This window comes from Streptomyces noursei ATCC 11455 (genome assembly GCF_001704275.1).
GTDB lineage: Bacteria > Actinomycetota > Actinomycetes > Streptomycetales > Streptomycetaceae > Streptomyces > Streptomyces noursei.
The window spans coordinates 7,255,620-7,270,711 of record NZ_CP011533.1 but is presented as its reverse complement, the minus strand read 5'-3'; the positions used below and the strand labels follow the sequence as shown (position 1 = coordinate 7,270,711).

Below are 15,092 nucleotides of genomic sequence, written 5' to 3'. Positions count from 1 at the left end.
CTTATCAGCGCAGAGGTGTTGCTCGCGTCGAGATTAGTAGGCACCGCCAGCGGGTCATCGACGCAAGGAAGTTACATCGATAAGGCGGTGGGATAACGGGGACAGCGTGATCGATATCCGGACGGCGGAACGTATCGCACGTTGCCCCACCAATCCGGACACTTACCCCCGTAGAAACCACCACCGGGGCCCTCTGGATCACCTGCCGGTGCCGCTGTCGACGGCCCGGCACGTGAGAAACGTCACGCATCCTAGCGGCCTCGTAGGGCCGAGAATTCGCCCGGGTATTCGTCACGGAAAATAAGCGGATCGCTGCCGTGAGTTCCCGGGCATTCCGCACAGCACGCTCAGTGCACGGTCCCTTGGGTTTCCGTGATGAGCGCCTGGAGAAAAGGGAGATCGACTTCTTCGAGGGAGCGCACCACGGTCCGCCCGGGAGCCGGCGGGATGGGCGTCACGGACGGCACCGCGACCACCCGGCAGCCGGCCGCCTCCCCCGCCCGCACGCCGGTCAGGGTGTCCTCGACGACGGCGCAGCGGGTCGGGTCCACCCCCAGCCGGGCGGCGGCGGTCAGATACGGGTCCGGGTGCGGCTTAGTGCGCATCAGGTCGTCGCCGGCGACCGTGAGGACGAAGTTCTCCGGGCCGAGGGAGTCCAGCATCCGCTCGATGATGGTCCGGTGCGAGGCGGAGACCAGGGCGGCCGGCACCCGGTGCGCGGCCAGCTCGCACAGCAGTCGGCGGGCGCCCGGCATCAGCGGGACGCCGCGGCCGATCCGGGCCACGAACGCCTCGTTGAGCAGGGTGCTCAGCTCCGTCAGGCCGATGTCGGCACCGGTCTCCCGCAGCAGATAGCCGGCGCTGCGGGACATCGGTCCGCCGACCACGACCTCCCGATGGCTGTCTTCCAGGACGTGGCCGAGCCGCGCGAAGACCTCGGCCTCGGCCTCCCACCAGAAGCCCTCGGTGTCCACGAGGGTGCCGTCCAGATCGAGGAAAACGGCCTGGAGGGTCACGGCTTCGGCCGAGGAGACGCCGACTACGGGGATGCTGCTGGTCATCCGTCCACCTCCGTTGGGACGTCCCCGGAGGGACGAAAAGGCCGGCCGCCACCCCCGGCTGGGGGAAAACGACCGGCCACTACCGGATCGACCAGTGTACGACCGTGCGCGCCGGAACGCCCGGGGAAGGCGGAAGGTCCGCTTCCCCGGGCGCCGCGCCGGGCGTCCGACGGGCCGACCGCCGGGCCGACCGACTACGGTGCGTCACCGCGCGTTGAAGTACTTGGCTTCCGGGTGGTGGATGACGATGGCGTCGGTGGACTGCTCGGGGTGGAGCTGGAACTCCTCGGAGAGCTGGACGCCGATGCGCTCCGGCTGGAGCAGGTCCGCGATCTTGGCCCGGTCCTCCAGGTCGGGGCAGGCGCCGTAGCCGAGGGAGAAGCGCGCGCCGCGGTACTTCAGCGCGAACATGTCCTCGACGTCCGCCGGGTCCTCGCCCGCGAAGCCCAGCTCGGCCCGGACCCGGGCGTGCCAGTACTCGGCCAGCGCCTCGGCCAACTGGACGGACAGGCCGTGCAGTTCGAGGTAGTCGCGGTAGGAGTTAGCCGCGAACAGCTCGGCCGTGGCCTCGCCGATCCTCGAACCGACGGTGACCACCTGGAGTCCGACCACGTCCGTCTCGCCGGACTCCTCCGGACGGAAGAAGTCGGCCAGGCACAGGCGGCGTCCGCGGCGCTGGCGGGGGAAGGTGAAGCGGGTCCGCTCGGTGCCGTCCTCGCCCAGCAGGATCAGGTCGTCGCCCTTGGAGACGCAGGGGAAGTAGCCGTAGACGACGGCCGCCTCCAGGAGGTTCTCGGTCTGGAGCTTGTCCAGCCAGCCGCGCAGCCGCGGCCGGCCCTCGGTCTCCACCAGCTCCTCGTACGTGGGGCCCTCGCCGGTGCGGGCCTGCTTGAGCCCCCACTGGCCCTTGAAGAGCGCGCCCTCGTCCAGCCAGGAGGCGTAGTCGGCGAGCTGGATGCCCTTGATGACCCGGGTGCCCCAGAACGGCGGGGTGGGCACCGGGTTGTCGGTGGCCACGTCCGAGCGGACGGCGCCCTGATCGGGCTCCGGGTCGGCGCTCCCGCCCGCGGCGCCGGCCGCCGGTGTCGCGCGCTGGGGCACCCGCCGCTGCTTGAGCTCGGGCAGGGTCGCGCCCGGCACGCCGCGCTTGACGGCGATCAGGGCGTCCATCAGCCGCAGGCCCTCGAAGGCGTCGCGGGCGTAGCGGACCTCGCCCTCGTAGATCTCGTGGAGGTCCTGTTCGACGTAGGCGCGGGTGAGGGCGGCGCCGCCGAGGATGACGGGGTAGTCGGCCGCCATCTTCCGCTGGTTGAGCTCCTCCAGGTTCTCCTTCATGATCACCGTGGACTTGACCAGGAGCCCGGACATCCCGATGACGTCGGCCTTGTGTTCCTCGGCGGCCTCCAGGATCGCGGAGACGGGCTGCTTGATGCCGAGGTTGACGACGTTGTAGCCGTTGTTGGACAGGATGATGTCGACGAGGTTCTTGCCGATGTCGTGGACGTCGCCGCGGACGGTGGCCAGCACGATGGTGCCCTTGCCCTCGTCGTCGGACTTCTCCATGTGCGGCTCCAGGTAGGCCACCGCGCTCTTCATGACCTCGGCGGACTGGAGCACGAACGGCAGCTGCATCTGGCCGGAGCCGAACAGCTCGCCGACGACCTTCATGCCGTCCAGCAGGGTCACGTTGACGATGTCGAGGGCCGGGCGGTCCGCCAGGGCCGCTTCGAGGTCGTCCTCCAGGCCGTTCTTCTCACCGTCGATGATGCGCCGCTTGAGTCGCTCCTCCAGCGGCAGCGCGGCCAGCTCGGCGGCCTTGTCGGCCTTGAGGGACTTGGCGGTGGCGCCCTCGAAGAGCTCCATCAGCCGCTGCAGCGGGTCGTAGGCCGGCTCGTTCCCCTGCGCGGGGCGCCGCCGGTCGTAGATCAGGTCGAGCGCCGTGGTGACCTGCTCCTCGTCGAAGCGGGCGATCGGAAGGATCTTCGAGGCGTGCACGATCGCCGAGTCCAGGCCCGCCTTGACGCACTCGTCCAGGAAGACGGAGTTCAGGACGATGCGGGCGGCCGGGTTCAGGCCGAAGGAGATGTTGGACAGGCCGAGGGTGGTCTGGACGTCGGGGTGGCGCCGCTTCAGCTCCCGGATCGCCTCGATGGTGGCGATGCCGTCCTTGCGCGACTCCTCCTGGCCGGTGCAGATGGTGAAGGTCAGGGTGTCGATGAGGATGTCGGACTCGTGGACGCCCCAGTTGCCGGTCAGGTCGTCGATCAGCCGCTCGGCGATCTCCACCTTCTTCTCGGGGGTGCGGGCCTGGCCCTCCTCGTCGATGGTCAGCGCGATCAGCGCCGCACCGTGCTCGGCCGCCAGCCGCGTCACCTTCGCGAAGCGGGACTCCGGGCCGTCGCCGTCCTCGTAGTTGACGGAGTTGATCACCGCGCGGCCGCCGAGCTTCTGCAGCCCGGCCCGCAGGACGTCGACCTCGGTGGAGTCCAGGACGATCGGGAGGGTGGAGGCGGTGGCGAAGCGGCCGGCCAGCTCCTCCATGTCGGCGACGCCGTCCCGACCCACGTAGTCCACGCACAGGTCGAGCATGTGCGCGCCCTCGCGGATCTGGTCGCGGGCCATCTCCACGCAGTCGTCCCAGCGGCCGTCCAGCATCGCCTCGCGGAACTTCTTCGACCCGTTGGCGTTGGTCCGCTCGCCGATCGCCAGGTAGGAGGTGTCCTGGCGGAACGGGACGGTCTGGTACAGGGAGGCCGCGCCGGGCTCGGGGCGCGGTTCGCGGACGGTGGGCGCCATGCCCCGGACCCGCTCGACGACCTGCCGGAGGTGCTCGGGGGTGGTGCCGCAGCAGCCGCCCACCAGGGACAGCCCGTACTCGCCGACGAAGGTCTCCTGGGCGTCGGCCAGCTCGGCGGCGCTCAGCGGGTAGTGCGCGCCGTCCTTGCCCAGGACCGGCAGGCCGGCGTTGGGCATGCAGGACAGCGGGATGCGGGAGTGCCGGGCCAGGTAGCGCAGGTGCTCGCTCATCTCGGCCGGGCCGGTGGCGCAGTTCAGGCCGATCATGTCGATGCCCAGGGGCTCCAGCGCGGTGAGCGCGGCGCCGATCTCCGAGCCCAGCAGCATCGTGCCGGTGGTCTCGACGGTGACCGAGCAGATGATCGGCAGGTGGGTGCCGGTCGCCTCCAGGGCGCGGCGGGCGCCCAGCACGGCGGCCTTGGTCTGGAGGAGGTCCTGGGTGGTCTCCACCAGCAGGGCGTCCGCGCCGCCGGCGATCATGCCCTCGGCGTTGCGCTGGTAGGCGTCCCGCAGGATGAGGTAGTCGACGTGGCCGAGGGTGGGGAGCTTGGTGCCCGGGCCCATGGAGCCGAGGACGTAGCGCTGCTGGCCGGTCGAGGCGGTGAACTCGTCCGCCACCTCGCGGGCGATCGCCGCACCGGCCTCGGACAGCTCGAAGACCCGCTCGGGGATGTCGTACTCGGCCAGGGCGGCGAAGTTGGCGCCGAAGGTGTTGGTCTCCACGCAGTCCACGCCCACCGCGAAGTACTCCTCGTGGACCGAGCGCACGATGTCGGGGCGGGTGAGGTTGAGGATCTCGTTGCAGCCCTCCAGCTGCTGGAAGTCCTCCAGGGTCGGATCCTGCGCCTGGAGCATCGTTCCCATGGCGCCGTCGGCGACCACCACCCGTGAGGCGAGGGCCTCGCGGAGCGCGGTGACGCGGGACGAGCTGGTGGACGAGGGCGTATTCGAGGCCATGGAGGTGCTCCCGTGGTTGCGACGGCTGTCGGCTTTGCGCCCCTCCTGAAGAGGGCGCACCCGGCCAGCGTAGCTTCCGGGCCGGGACAGGGGTTCTCCATTCCACGGCGTGGACAACGGTTACCGACCGCGGCCCGGTCCGCTATCCATGATCGTTGATCGCCCGGCCCACTCCCCATGGTCGGCATGGGCCGATATCGTTCAGCATTGTCGAACCAGATACTTCGGAGGTCGCCCCGATGGCACGCACCATCCAGTCGCTGGAGCGAGCAGCCGCCATGCTGCGACTGCTCGCCGGGGGAGAACGGCGGCTGGGTCTCTCCGACATCTCCTCCTCGCTCGGCCTGGCCAAGGGCACCGCCCACGGCATCCTGCGCACCCTCCAACAGGAGGGCTTCGTGGAGCAGGACGCGACCTCGGGCCGCTATCAGCTGGGCGCCGAGCTGCTACGGCTGGGCAACAGCTACCTGGACGTCCACGAGCTGCGGGCCCGCGCCCTGGTATGGACCGACGATCTGGCCCGCTCCAGCGGGGAGAGCGTCTACCTGGGCGTCCTGCACCAGCAGGGCGTACTGATCGTGCACCACGTCTTCCGCCCCGACGACAGCCGGCAGGTGCTGGAGGTCGGCGCGATGCAGCCGCTGCACAGCACCGCGCTGGGCAAGGTGCTGTCGGCCTACGACCCGGTGGCGCACAGCGAGGCCGTGGAGAGCGCGCGGGAGGCGTTCACGCCACGGACCACGACCGGGCTGCCGGACTTCGAGACGGTGCTGGATCTCACGCGGGCGCGCGGCTGGGCCGCGGACGTGGAGGAGACCTGGGAGGGCGTGGCCTCGATCGCCGCGCCGATCCACGACCGGCGCCGGATGCCGGTGGGCGCGGTGGGGGTCGCCGGGGCCGTGGAGCGGGTGTGCCGGGACGGCGAGCTGCGGCCGGAAATCGTCGCTGCTGTGAGGGATTGCGCACGTGCGGTCTCTCGTGACCTCGGAGCAGGGCGATTCTGACCCCTTACGCCCCAATTGTTCACCTAAGTTTTTCGCCACAGAACCCTTGACGAGGTCTGGGAGGTAAATAAAACTGCCGTTCGTCGGTCGGCATTGCCGAACACCTAACGGCAATAAGCGTTATGGTGTGGACTGCCGCGGGCCGACCAACGCCCTCTCGGAGGGTGCGGACCACCGGAGGGACCCGGGGTTCGCCTTCCCCTGGACGAAGGACAAAGGAGTCGCGGGTGTCCAGCTCCGACATCTTCATCAGCGAGACCATCGGTACCGCTGTTCTGATCTTGATGGGCGGCGGCGTCTGCGCCGCCGTCACCTTCAAGCGCTCCAAGGCGTTCAACGCCGGATGGGTCGCCATCGCCTTCGGGTGGGGCTTCGCCGTCCTCACGGGTGCCTACATCGCCGCCAAGTCCGGCGCGCATCTCAACCCCGCCGTCACCATCGGTCTCGCGATCAAGGGCGGCATCGAGTGGAGTCAGGTGCCGGTGTACTTCGCCGGCGAGTTCCTCGGGGCCATGATCGGCGCGGTTCTGGTCTGGCTGGTGTACTACGGGCAGTTCCGGGCGCATCTGACCGACCCGGAGGTGGTGTCCGGCCACTTCGGCGAGGAGGGCATGGTCGACCCGGCCGCCGCTCCCAAGGCCGGCCCCGTGCTGGGCATCTTCTCCACCGGCCCGGAGATCCGGAACGTGGTGCAGAACCTCGTCACCGAGATCATCGCCACCATCGTGCTCGTGCTGGCGATCCTCACCCTCGGGCTGAGCGACAACGGCAAGGGCGTGGGCGCGATCGGCACACTGCTGGTCGCCCTGGTCGTCACCGGCATCGGCCTCTCCCTGGGCGGACCGACCGGCTACGCCATCAACCCGGTCCGCGACCTCGGTCCGCGCATCGTGCACGCGCTGCTGCCGCTGCCGAACAAGGGCGGATCCGACTGGGGCTACGCCTGGATCCCGGTCGTCGGCCCGCTGATCGGCGGAGCCCTCGCCGGAGGCATCTACCAGTTGGCGTTCGCCTGAGCCGCCCCGCCCACCACGCCTCCGCCCGCACCGAAACCTGGAGCACACCATGAGCGACACCCCCAGCACCTCCTCGCACGGCCACGGTCCGTTCATCGCCGCGATCGACCAGGGCACCACGTCCAGCCGCTGCATCGTCTTCGACCGGGACGGCCGGATCGTCTCGGTCGACCAGAAGGAACACGAGCAGATCTTCCCCAAGCCGGGCTGGGTCGAACACAACGCCAGCGAGATCTGGGCCAACGTCCAGCAGGTCGTCGAGGGCGCCATCGAGAAGGCCGCGCAGAGCAACCCCGGCTTCACCTCGGCCGACGTCAAGGCGATCGGCATCACCAACCAGCGCGAGACCACCCTCCTTTGGGACAAGCACACCGGTGAGCCGGTCCACAACGCCATCGTCTGGCAGGACACCCGCACCGACGGGCTCTGCCGCGAACTGGGCCGCAACGTCGGCCAGGACCGCTTCCGCCGGGAGACCGGCCTGCCGCTGGCCTCGTACTTCGCCGGCCCGAAGGTCCGCTGGCTGCTGGACAACGTCGAGGGGCTGCGCGAGCGCGCCGAGCGCGGCGACATCCTCTTCGGCACCATGGACTCCTGGGTCATCTGGAACCTCACCGGCGGCGTCGACGGCGGTCGGCACGTCACCGACGTCACCAACGCCTCGCGCACCCTCCTGATGAACCTGCACACCCTGCAGTGGGACGAGAAGATCCTGGCGTCGATGGACATCCCGGCGGCCCTGCTGCCGGAGATCCGTTCCTCCGCCGAGGTCTACGGCACCACCGCCGCCGGTGTGCTCGAAGGCGTCCCGGTCGCCTCCGCGCTCGGCGACCAGCAGGCCGCGCTCTTCGGCCAGACCTGCTTCGCCGAGGGCGAGGCCAAGTCCACCTACGGCACCGGCACCTTCATGCTGATGAACACCGGCCACCAGCCGGTGAACTCCTACAACGGGCTGCTGACCACGGTCGGTTACCGGATCGGCGACGAGCAGCCGGTCTACGCCCTGGAAGGCTCCATCGCCGTCACCGGCTCGCTCGTCCAGTGGATGCGCGACCAGATGGGGCTCATCAACAGCGCGGCCGAGATCGAGACGCTGGCCAGCACCGTCGAGGACAACGGCGGCGCCTACTTCGTGCCGGCCTTCTCCGGCCTGTTCGCCCCGTACTGGCGCTCGGACGCCCGCGGCGTCATCGCCGGCCTGACCCGCTACGTCACCAAGGCGCACATCGCCCGTGCCGTGCTCGAGGCCACCGCCTGGCAGACCCGCGAGATCACCGACGCCATGACCAAGGACTCCGGTGTCGACCTGACCGCGCTCAAGGTCGACGGCGGAATGACCTCCAACAACCTGCTGATGCAGACCATCTCGGACTTCCTGGACGCACCCGTGGTGCGCCCGATGGTCGCCGAGACCACCTGCCTCGGCGCTGCCTACGCGGCCGGACTGGCCGTCGGCTTCTGGTCCAGCACCGACGAACTGCGCGCCAACTGGCGCCGGGCCGCCGAATGGACCCCCCGCATGGACGCGGCCATCCGTGACCGCGAGTACAAGAACTGGCTCAAGGCCGTTGAGCGGACCATGGGCTGGCTCGACGACGAGAGCTGACGAGGAGCACATCATGAGCACCCTGCAGAGCGTCCCGGCCCTCGGGACGCACCCGGCCGCCGGTTCCCTGCCGAGCCGCGCCGAAACCCGGGAGCAGCTGTCCAAGGCGACGTACGACCTCCTGGTGATCGGCGGCGGCATCCTGGGCATCTCCACCGCCTGGCATGCCGCGCAGGCCGGACTGCGGGTTGCCCTGGTGGACGCCGGTGACTTCGCCGGCGCCACCTCCTCCGCCTCCTCCAAGCTGCTGCACGGCGGTCTGCGCTACCTGCAGACCGGTGCGGTGAAGCTGGTCGCGGAGAACCACTTCGAACGCCGCGCGGTCTCCCGCCAGGTGGCCCCGCACCTGGCCAACCCGCTCACCTTCTACCTGCCGGTCTACAAGGGCGGCCCGCACGGCGCCGCCAAGCTCGGCGCGGGCGTCTTCGCCTACTCCGCGCTCTCCGCGTTCGGCGACGGCGTCGGCCACGTCATAAGCCCGGCCAAGGCCCAGCGCGACGTGCCGGAGCTGCGCACCGAGAACCTCAAGGCCGTGGCCGTGTACGGCGACGACCAGATGAACGACTCCCGGATGGCGCTGATGACCGTCCGCGCGGCGGTCGACGCCGGCGCCACGGTCCTGAACCACTCCGAGGTCACCGGCCTGCGCTTCACCCAGGGCCGGGTCACCGGCGCGGAGCTCAAGGACCGCCTGGACGGCACCGAGTTCGGCGTCAACGCCCGCCTGGTCCTCAACGCCACCGGCCCGTGGGTCGACCACCTGCGCAAGATGGAGGACCCCAACGCGGCCCCCTCCATCCGCCTGTCCAAGGGCGCGCACCTGGTCCTCAAGCGCACCTCCCCCTGGAAGGCCGCGCTGGCCACCCCGATCGACAAGTACCGCATCACCTTCGCCCTCCCCTGGGAGGACATGCTGCTGCTCGGTACCACCGACGAGGAGTACGAGGGCGACCCGGCGGACGTCGCGGTCAACGAGAAGGACACCGCCCAGATCCTGGACGAGGCCGCCTTCTCCGTCCGTGACCAGCAGCTCTCCCGCGACCTGATCACCTACTCGTTCGCCGGTCTGCGGGTGCTGCCCGGCGGCCCCGGCGACACCTCCAAGGCCAAGCGCGAGACGGTGGTCACCGAGGGCCGCGGCGGGATGCTGTCGGTGGCCGGCGGCAAGTGGACGACCTTCCGGCACATCGGCCGCACGGTGATGAACAAGCTCGCCGCGCTGCCCGGCCACCCGCTGGCCGAGGACATGGAGCCGATCTCGCAGCTGCCGAAGAAGCTCCCGCTGCCCGGTATCGCCAACCCCAACGCGGTCGCGCACCGGCTGCTGATCGACGGCGGCACCCCCGGCCCGCGGATGTCCGCCGACACCGCGCGCCACCTGGCCACCCACTACGGCTCGCTCTCCTTCGACATCGCCCGGCTGGCGAACGAGGACCCGGCGCTGGCCGAGCGGATCCACCCGGACGCGCCGGAGATCTGGGCGCAGGTCGCCTACGCCCGGGACCACGAGTGGGCCGAGACCGCCGACGACGTGCTGCGCCGCCGGACCACGCTGACCATCCGCGGCCTGGCCACGGACGACATCCGCACCCGGGTCGAGAGCATGCTGAAGCGCTGACGCATAGTCAGAATCCTGTACAGGTGAGGTGAGTCGGGGCGGTCCACGGGCCGCCCCGACCCCTTTTCCCGGAGCACACCGCGGCGCGCGTCCCCGTTCGGGGCGCGCGCCGCGGCCGTCCGGCGGCACCGTGCCACGCGGCCGACACACCGCGGCAACGTCCGGCGCGCACAGTGGGAGGACCACCGCCGGGGTGGCCCCCACGCCGGAAGGACCCCATGAAATTCTCCGTGCTCTCCCTGATCGGCCATGCACCGCACCCGCTGACCGGCCGGCTCCCCGCCCCCGCCGACCGGTTCGCGGAGGTCGTCGAGACCGCCGTGGCGGCCGAGCGGCTCGGCTTCGACGCGTACGCCGTCGGCGAACGGCACGCCGGCCCCTTCCTCTCCTCCAGCCCGTCGGTGGTGCTGGGCGCGCTGGCCGCGCGGACGTCCCGGATCCGGCTGCAGACCGGGGTCGCCGTCGTGGCGATCCTCGACCCGGTGCGGGTCGCCGAGGACTACGCCACGCTCACCCAACTCGCCCGCGGGCGGCTGGAACTGGTCGTCGGCAAGGGCGCGGAGGCGGGGCACTTCGCCCTCTTCGGGCTCGACGAGGAGCGGCAGTGGGACCTCCAGGCCGAGAAGTACGCACTGCTGCGGCGGCTGTGGAGCGAGGAGAACGTCGACTGGGAGGGCGAGTTCCGGCCGCCGTTGAAGAACGTGACGACCGTGCCGCGCCCGTACGGCGGTCCGCCGCGGATCTGGCACGGCTCCGCCACCAGCCGCAACTCCCCCGAACTCGCCGCGAAGTACGGCGATCCGCTGTTCACCGCCAACGCGATCCAGCCGCGCGCCGCCTACGCCGAGCTGATCGCGCACTACCGGGAGCGGTTCGCCGCGTACGGGCACGACCCGGCGCGTGCCCGGGTGGCCGCCGGCTCCGGCGGGCTGCTGATCGCGAACAGCGAACGGGAGGCGATCGCCCGCTACAAGGACCTCTACGAGGCGAAGGTCGCCCAGACCTTCCAACCGCATCTGGCGGGCAGGGCGGGCTACAACACCCCGTTCCGCACCATCGAGGACGCCATCGCGGACGGTCCGCAGCTGATCGGCTCGCCGCAGCAGATCATCGACAAGATCCTCGGCTGTCACGCGGTGTACGGGCACGACCTCCAGTCGATCACCGTGGACGGCTTCGGTCTGGCGCACGCCGAACAGTTGGAGACGCTCCAGCGGTTCGCCGAGGAGATCGCCCCCGTGGTCCGCCGCGAGGCACCCAGCACGCTGTGGGAGGCGGCCGACGGAGCACCGGACGCGCTGGACGCACGGGACGCGGCGCGGGACGGCGCGGCGGACGGCGGCGCGGGCGGGTACGGGCGCTGAGCGCGTCCCGCGGGCCATAATGCCCCCAGACATCGGATGTCTGCGGGCGGGCCCGCAGCGTCCGGGCGGGTCCGGACGGGGAGGACGACCATGGCGGTCACCGACGAGGCCATCGAGAAGATCAAGGGGATGATCGTCTCCGGTGCGCTGCGGCCGGGCGACCGGCTGCCCAAGGAGAGCGAACTCGCCGCGGAACTGGGGCTGTCCCGCAACTCCCTGCGGGAGGCGGTGCGGGCGCTGTCGCTGATCCGGGTGCTGGACGTCCGCCAGGGCGACGGCACCTACGTCACCAGCCTGGACCCGCAACTCCTGCTGGAGGCGATGAGCTTCGTGGTGGACTTCCACCGCGACGACACGGTGCTGGAGTTCCTGGCCGTCCGCCGGATCCTGGAGCCGGCCGCCACGGGCCTGGCGGCCGGCCGGATCGCGCGGGCGGAACTGGACGCGCTCCAGGAGCAGTTGGACGCGCTGGGCCCGGCGCCGTCGGTGGAGGAGCTGGTCGCCGGCGACCTGGAGTTCCACCACCGGATCGTCGCCGCGTCCGGGAACGCGGTGCTCTGCTCCCTCCTGGACGGCCTGTCCGGCCCGACCACCCGCGCCAGGATCTGGCGCGGGCTGACCCAGGAGGGCGCGGTGGCCCGCACCCTCACCGAGCACCGGGCGATCCTCGGCGCGTTGCGCGACGGGGACGCCGAGGCGGCGCGGGCCTGGGCGACGGTGCACATCGCCAGCGTGGAGCAGTGGCTGCGGGCGTCGCTGTGAGGGCCGCGCCGGCCGGCGGTCAGGCCGCGTAGCCGCCGTCGACCGCGAGCGCGGCACCGGTGATGTACCGGCCGCCGTCGCCCGCCAGGTGGGCCACCGTCGCCGCCACCTCCGCCGGCTGCCCGTACCTGCCGAGCGAGGTCAACTGCGCCTGGAGCGCGGCGCTCTCGCCGTCCGCGGGGTTCATGTCGGTGTCGACGGGCCCGGGGTGGACGACGTTGACGGTGATGCCGCGCGGTCCCAGCTCCCGGGCCAGGGCCTTGGTCAGGCCGACGAGCGCGGCCTTGCTGGTGGCGTAGAGGGAACCGCCGGGGAAGGCCACCCGCTCGGCCATGCAGCTGCCGATCGAGATGATCCGGCCGCCCTCGCCGAGGTGGGCGGCGGCGGCCTGCGCGGTCAGGAACGGGGCCCGGACATTGGTCGCCAGCAACCGGTCCACGTCGTCGAGGGCGATCCCCTCGAAGGGGCCGATGAAGCCCGCGCCCGCGTTGTTGACGAGGATGTCCAGCCGCCCCATCCGGTCGGTCGCGGCGGCGACCGAGGCGCGCACCGCCTCCGGGTCCGCGCCGTCGGCCCGGATCGCCCAGGCCCGCCCGCCGGCCTCCGTGATCTCCTCGACCACCTGGGCGGCCAGGTCGTCCCGGTCCCGGTAGGTCAGCGCCACCGTCGCCCCGTCGGCCGCCAGCCGCACCGCGATCGCCGCGCCGATGCCCCGGCTGCCGCCGGTCACCAGGGCCGCCTTGCCGGTCAGCGGGCGGGTGCCGGACGCGGTGGGTGCGGGGGTCGTGGCCGTCGTCATCGTCATCACCTTGTCTCACATCGAAATCCGAGCAGTACGTACCGCTTCGGCGGGATCCGGAATGCTTTCTCTGCTTCCGGAGGGCTTCCTCCGCGGTACGGCTCGATCCTCCGACAGGGCGGCGGGCGGTGCTGGCGGAATCCGGACGCCGCGGCCTCGCGACCCGACGCACCGGACGGGCCCTGTCCAGGTCGTGTCCGGTGTGTCATGGCCGGGTCCGCGGCCGTGCGGCGAGGCCGTAGACCCGGGTCGCGGTGCCGCCGAAGACGGCCCCGCGCTCGGCCGCGGTGAGCCGGCCGGTGGCGGCCTCGGCGAGGGCGACGACGTCGGCGTAGTCGGCGGCCAGGGTGCAGACCGGCCAGTCGGAGCCGAACATCACCCGGTTCGGGCCGAAGGTGTCCAGGGCGTGCCGGGCGTAGGGCAGGACCTGCCGCGGCCGCCAGGCGGACCAGTCGGCCTCGGTGACCAGCCCGGACAGCTTGCAGGTGACGTTGGGGAGGGCGGCCAGGGCGGTGAGCGCGGACGCCCAGGGCTGCCAGTCGCCGCGGGCGACGGCCGGTTTGGCGGCGTGGTCCACCACGAAGGACAGCTCCGGCAGGGCCCGTACGACGGCCTGCGCGGCGGGCAGTTCGCGCGGGGTGACCAGCAGGTCGTAGACCAGGCCGCGGTCCGCCAGGGTGCGCAGACCGCGCCGGACGTCGGGGCGGCCGAGCCAGTCCGGGTCGGGCTCGTCCTGGACCTGGTGGCGCAGGCCGACGAGCCCGGCGGGCAGCGCCGCGAGCGCGTCCGGCAGCCCGGGGGCGGTCAGGTCGGCCCAGCCGACGACGCCGCGCACCGGGCCGTCCGCGGCGGCGACGGCGAGGAGTTCGAGGGTCTCCCGGTCCGAGGCGGAGGACTGCACCAGGACGGTGCCGTCGATGCGGTGCGCCGCGAGGTGCGGGACGAGGTCGGCCTGGGTGTAGCGGCGGCGGATCGGGTCGGCCCAGGGGCCGTCCATCCACGGCTGCGCGCGGCGGGTGGGGTCCCAGAGGTGGTGGTGGGCGTCGATGCGCATCGGGCGGCTCCCCCGGTCGGGGTCGGCGGGCGGGGCGTCAGACGTCGGCGACGGGCCCCAGCGGCAGCGGCAGGTCCGGGTCGAGCAGACCACGGGCGACGAGGGCGTGCCAGAGGCCGTCGGGCACGGGGTGGCGGAAGAGGGCGGCGTTCTCGGCGACCTCGGCGGGCGCGGCGGCGCCGACCACCGCCGCGGCGACGGCCGGATGCCCGAACGGGAAGCGGAGCGCCGCCGCCTTCAGCGGCACGTCGAACTCGGCGCAGACGGCGGCCAGTCGGCGGGCCCGGGCCAGGACCGCCGGCGGCGCCGGGGCGTAGTCGTAGGGGGCGCCGGGCGACGGGTCGGCGAGCAGCCCGGAGTTGTAGACCCCGCCGACCACCACCGAGGTGCCGCGCCGGGCGCACACCGGCAGCAGGTCGTCGACCGCGGTCCGCTCCAGCAGCGTCCAGCGGCCGGCGCACAGCACCACGTCGACGTCCAGGTCGGCGACGAGACGGGCCAGCACGCCGCTGTGGTTCATGCCGAAGCCGATGGCCCGGACGGTGCCCTCGGCGCGGAGGGCGGCCAGGGCCGGGTAGCCGGTCTCGTAGACCTCGCGCAGATGGTCCTCGACGTCGTGGAGGTAGACGATGTCCACCGCGGCCACGCCGAGCCGGTCCAGGGACGCCTCCAGGGTGGCGCGGATGCCGTCGCGGGTCAGGTCGCGGACGCGGGCCCGGGCGGGGGTGGCCACGAAGCCCTCGCCGGCCGCCGCCTCGCCGGGCGCGAGCGGGCGGAGCCGGCGGCCGACCTTGGTGGACAGCACGTAGCCGGCGCGGTCGACGCCGCGCAACGCCCGGCCCAGGCGCTCCTCGGAGAGGCCGACGCCGTAGTGCGGGGCGGTGTCGAGGTAGCGGGCGCCGGTGGCCAGGGCGGTGCGGACGACCGCGTCGGCGCGCTCCTCGGGGACGGCGCGGTAGAGGTTGCCGAGCGGTGCGCACCCCAGGCCCAGCGGCGGGACGACGACGCCGCTGCGGCCCAACTCCCGTGGCCCGTGGGGCGGACGGTTCATGGCG

11 protein-coding genes are annotated in these 15,092 nt (G+C 72.0%); 6 read left to right on the top strand and 5 right to left on the bottom strand.

What is annotated here, in order from left to right:
* Positions 1-347 precede the first annotated feature (347 nt).
* Both SNOUR_RS30860 and metH read right to left on the bottom strand, forming a co-directional pair.
* The gene (locus SNOUR_RS30860; protein ID WP_067353527.1) at positions 348-1,061 is read right to left on the bottom strand and encodes an HAD family hydrolase; all 714 of its coding nucleotides are present in this window, start codon (positions 1,059-1,061) and stop codon (positions 348-350) included.
* 204 nt (positions 1,062-1,265) lie between these two features.
* On the bottom strand, positions 1,266-4,814 hold the full coding sequence (gene metH / locus SNOUR_RS30855) for a methionine synthase (RefSeq protein WP_067353525.1): 3,549 nt from the start codon (positions 4,812-4,814) through the stop codon (positions 1,266-1,268).
* 239 nt (positions 4,815-5,053) lie between these two features.
* Here metH and SNOUR_RS30850 point away from each other — a divergent pair, with 239 nt between their 5' ends.
* From SNOUR_RS30850 to SNOUR_RS30825, 6 genes are all read left to right on the top strand, one after another.
* Positions 5,054-5,818 carry an IclR family transcriptional regulator gene (locus tag SNOUR_RS30850; protein ID WP_067353523.1) on the top strand — a complete coding sequence of 255 codons (765 nt, stop codon included), beginning with the start codon at positions 5,054-5,056 and terminating at the stop codon, positions 5,816-5,818.
* Between the two features lie 227 nt (positions 5,819-6,045).
* Positions 6,046-6,834: an MIP/aquaporin family protein gene (locus SNOUR_RS30845; protein WP_039637856.1), complete on the top strand. Its 789-nt coding sequence runs from the start codon at positions 6,046-6,048 to the stop codon at positions 6,832-6,834.
* A 49-nt stretch (positions 6,835-6,883) separates the two neighbouring features.
* A complete protein-coding gene (gene glpK, locus SNOUR_RS30840; RefSeq protein ID WP_067353521.1) occupies positions 6,884-8,440 on the top strand; it encodes a glycerol kinase GlpK in 1,557 nt (518 codons plus the stop codon).
* A 13-nt stretch (positions 8,441-8,453) separates the two neighbouring features.
* Positions 8,454-10,058 carry a glycerol-3-phosphate dehydrogenase/oxidase gene (locus SNOUR_RS30835; RefSeq protein WP_067353518.1) on the top strand — a complete coding sequence of 535 codons (1,605 nt, stop codon included), beginning with the start codon at positions 8,454-8,456 and terminating at the stop codon, positions 10,056-10,058.
* A 218-nt stretch (positions 10,059-10,276) separates the two neighbouring features.
* Positions 10,277-11,422: an LLM class flavin-dependent oxidoreductase gene (locus tag SNOUR_RS30830; RefSeq protein WP_067353516.1), complete on the top strand. Its 1,146-nt coding sequence runs from the start codon at positions 10,277-10,279 to the stop codon at positions 11,420-11,422.
* Positions 11,423-11,512: 90 nt separating this feature from the next.
* Positions 11,513-12,184, top strand: a complete 672-nt coding sequence (locus SNOUR_RS30825; RefSeq protein ID WP_067353513.1) for a FadR/GntR family transcriptional regulator — start codon at positions 11,513-11,515, stop codon at positions 12,182-12,184.
* Between the two features lie 19 nt (positions 12,185-12,203).
* Here the strand turns inward: SNOUR_RS30825 and SNOUR_RS30820 are convergent, their stop codons facing one another.
* From SNOUR_RS30820 to SNOUR_RS30810, 3 genes are all read right to left on the bottom strand, one after another.
* Positions 12,204-12,989, bottom strand: a complete 786-nt coding sequence (locus SNOUR_RS30820; RefSeq protein WP_067353510.1) for an SDR family NAD(P)-dependent oxidoreductase — start codon at positions 12,987-12,989, stop codon at positions 12,204-12,206.
* Positions 12,990-13,188: 199 nt separating this feature from the next.
* The gene (locus SNOUR_RS30815) at positions 13,189-14,037 is read right to left on the bottom strand and encodes an amidohydrolase family protein (RefSeq protein WP_067353507.1); all 849 of its coding nucleotides are present in this window, start codon (positions 14,035-14,037) and stop codon (positions 13,189-13,191) included.
* Positions 14,038-14,074: 37 nt separating this feature from the next.
* Complete coding sequence (locus SNOUR_RS30810) at positions 14,075-15,088, bottom strand: aldo/keto reductase (protein ID WP_067353504.1); 1,014 nt, start codon at positions 15,086-15,088, stop codon at positions 14,075-14,077.
* Positions 15,089-15,092 lie beyond the last annotated feature (4 nt).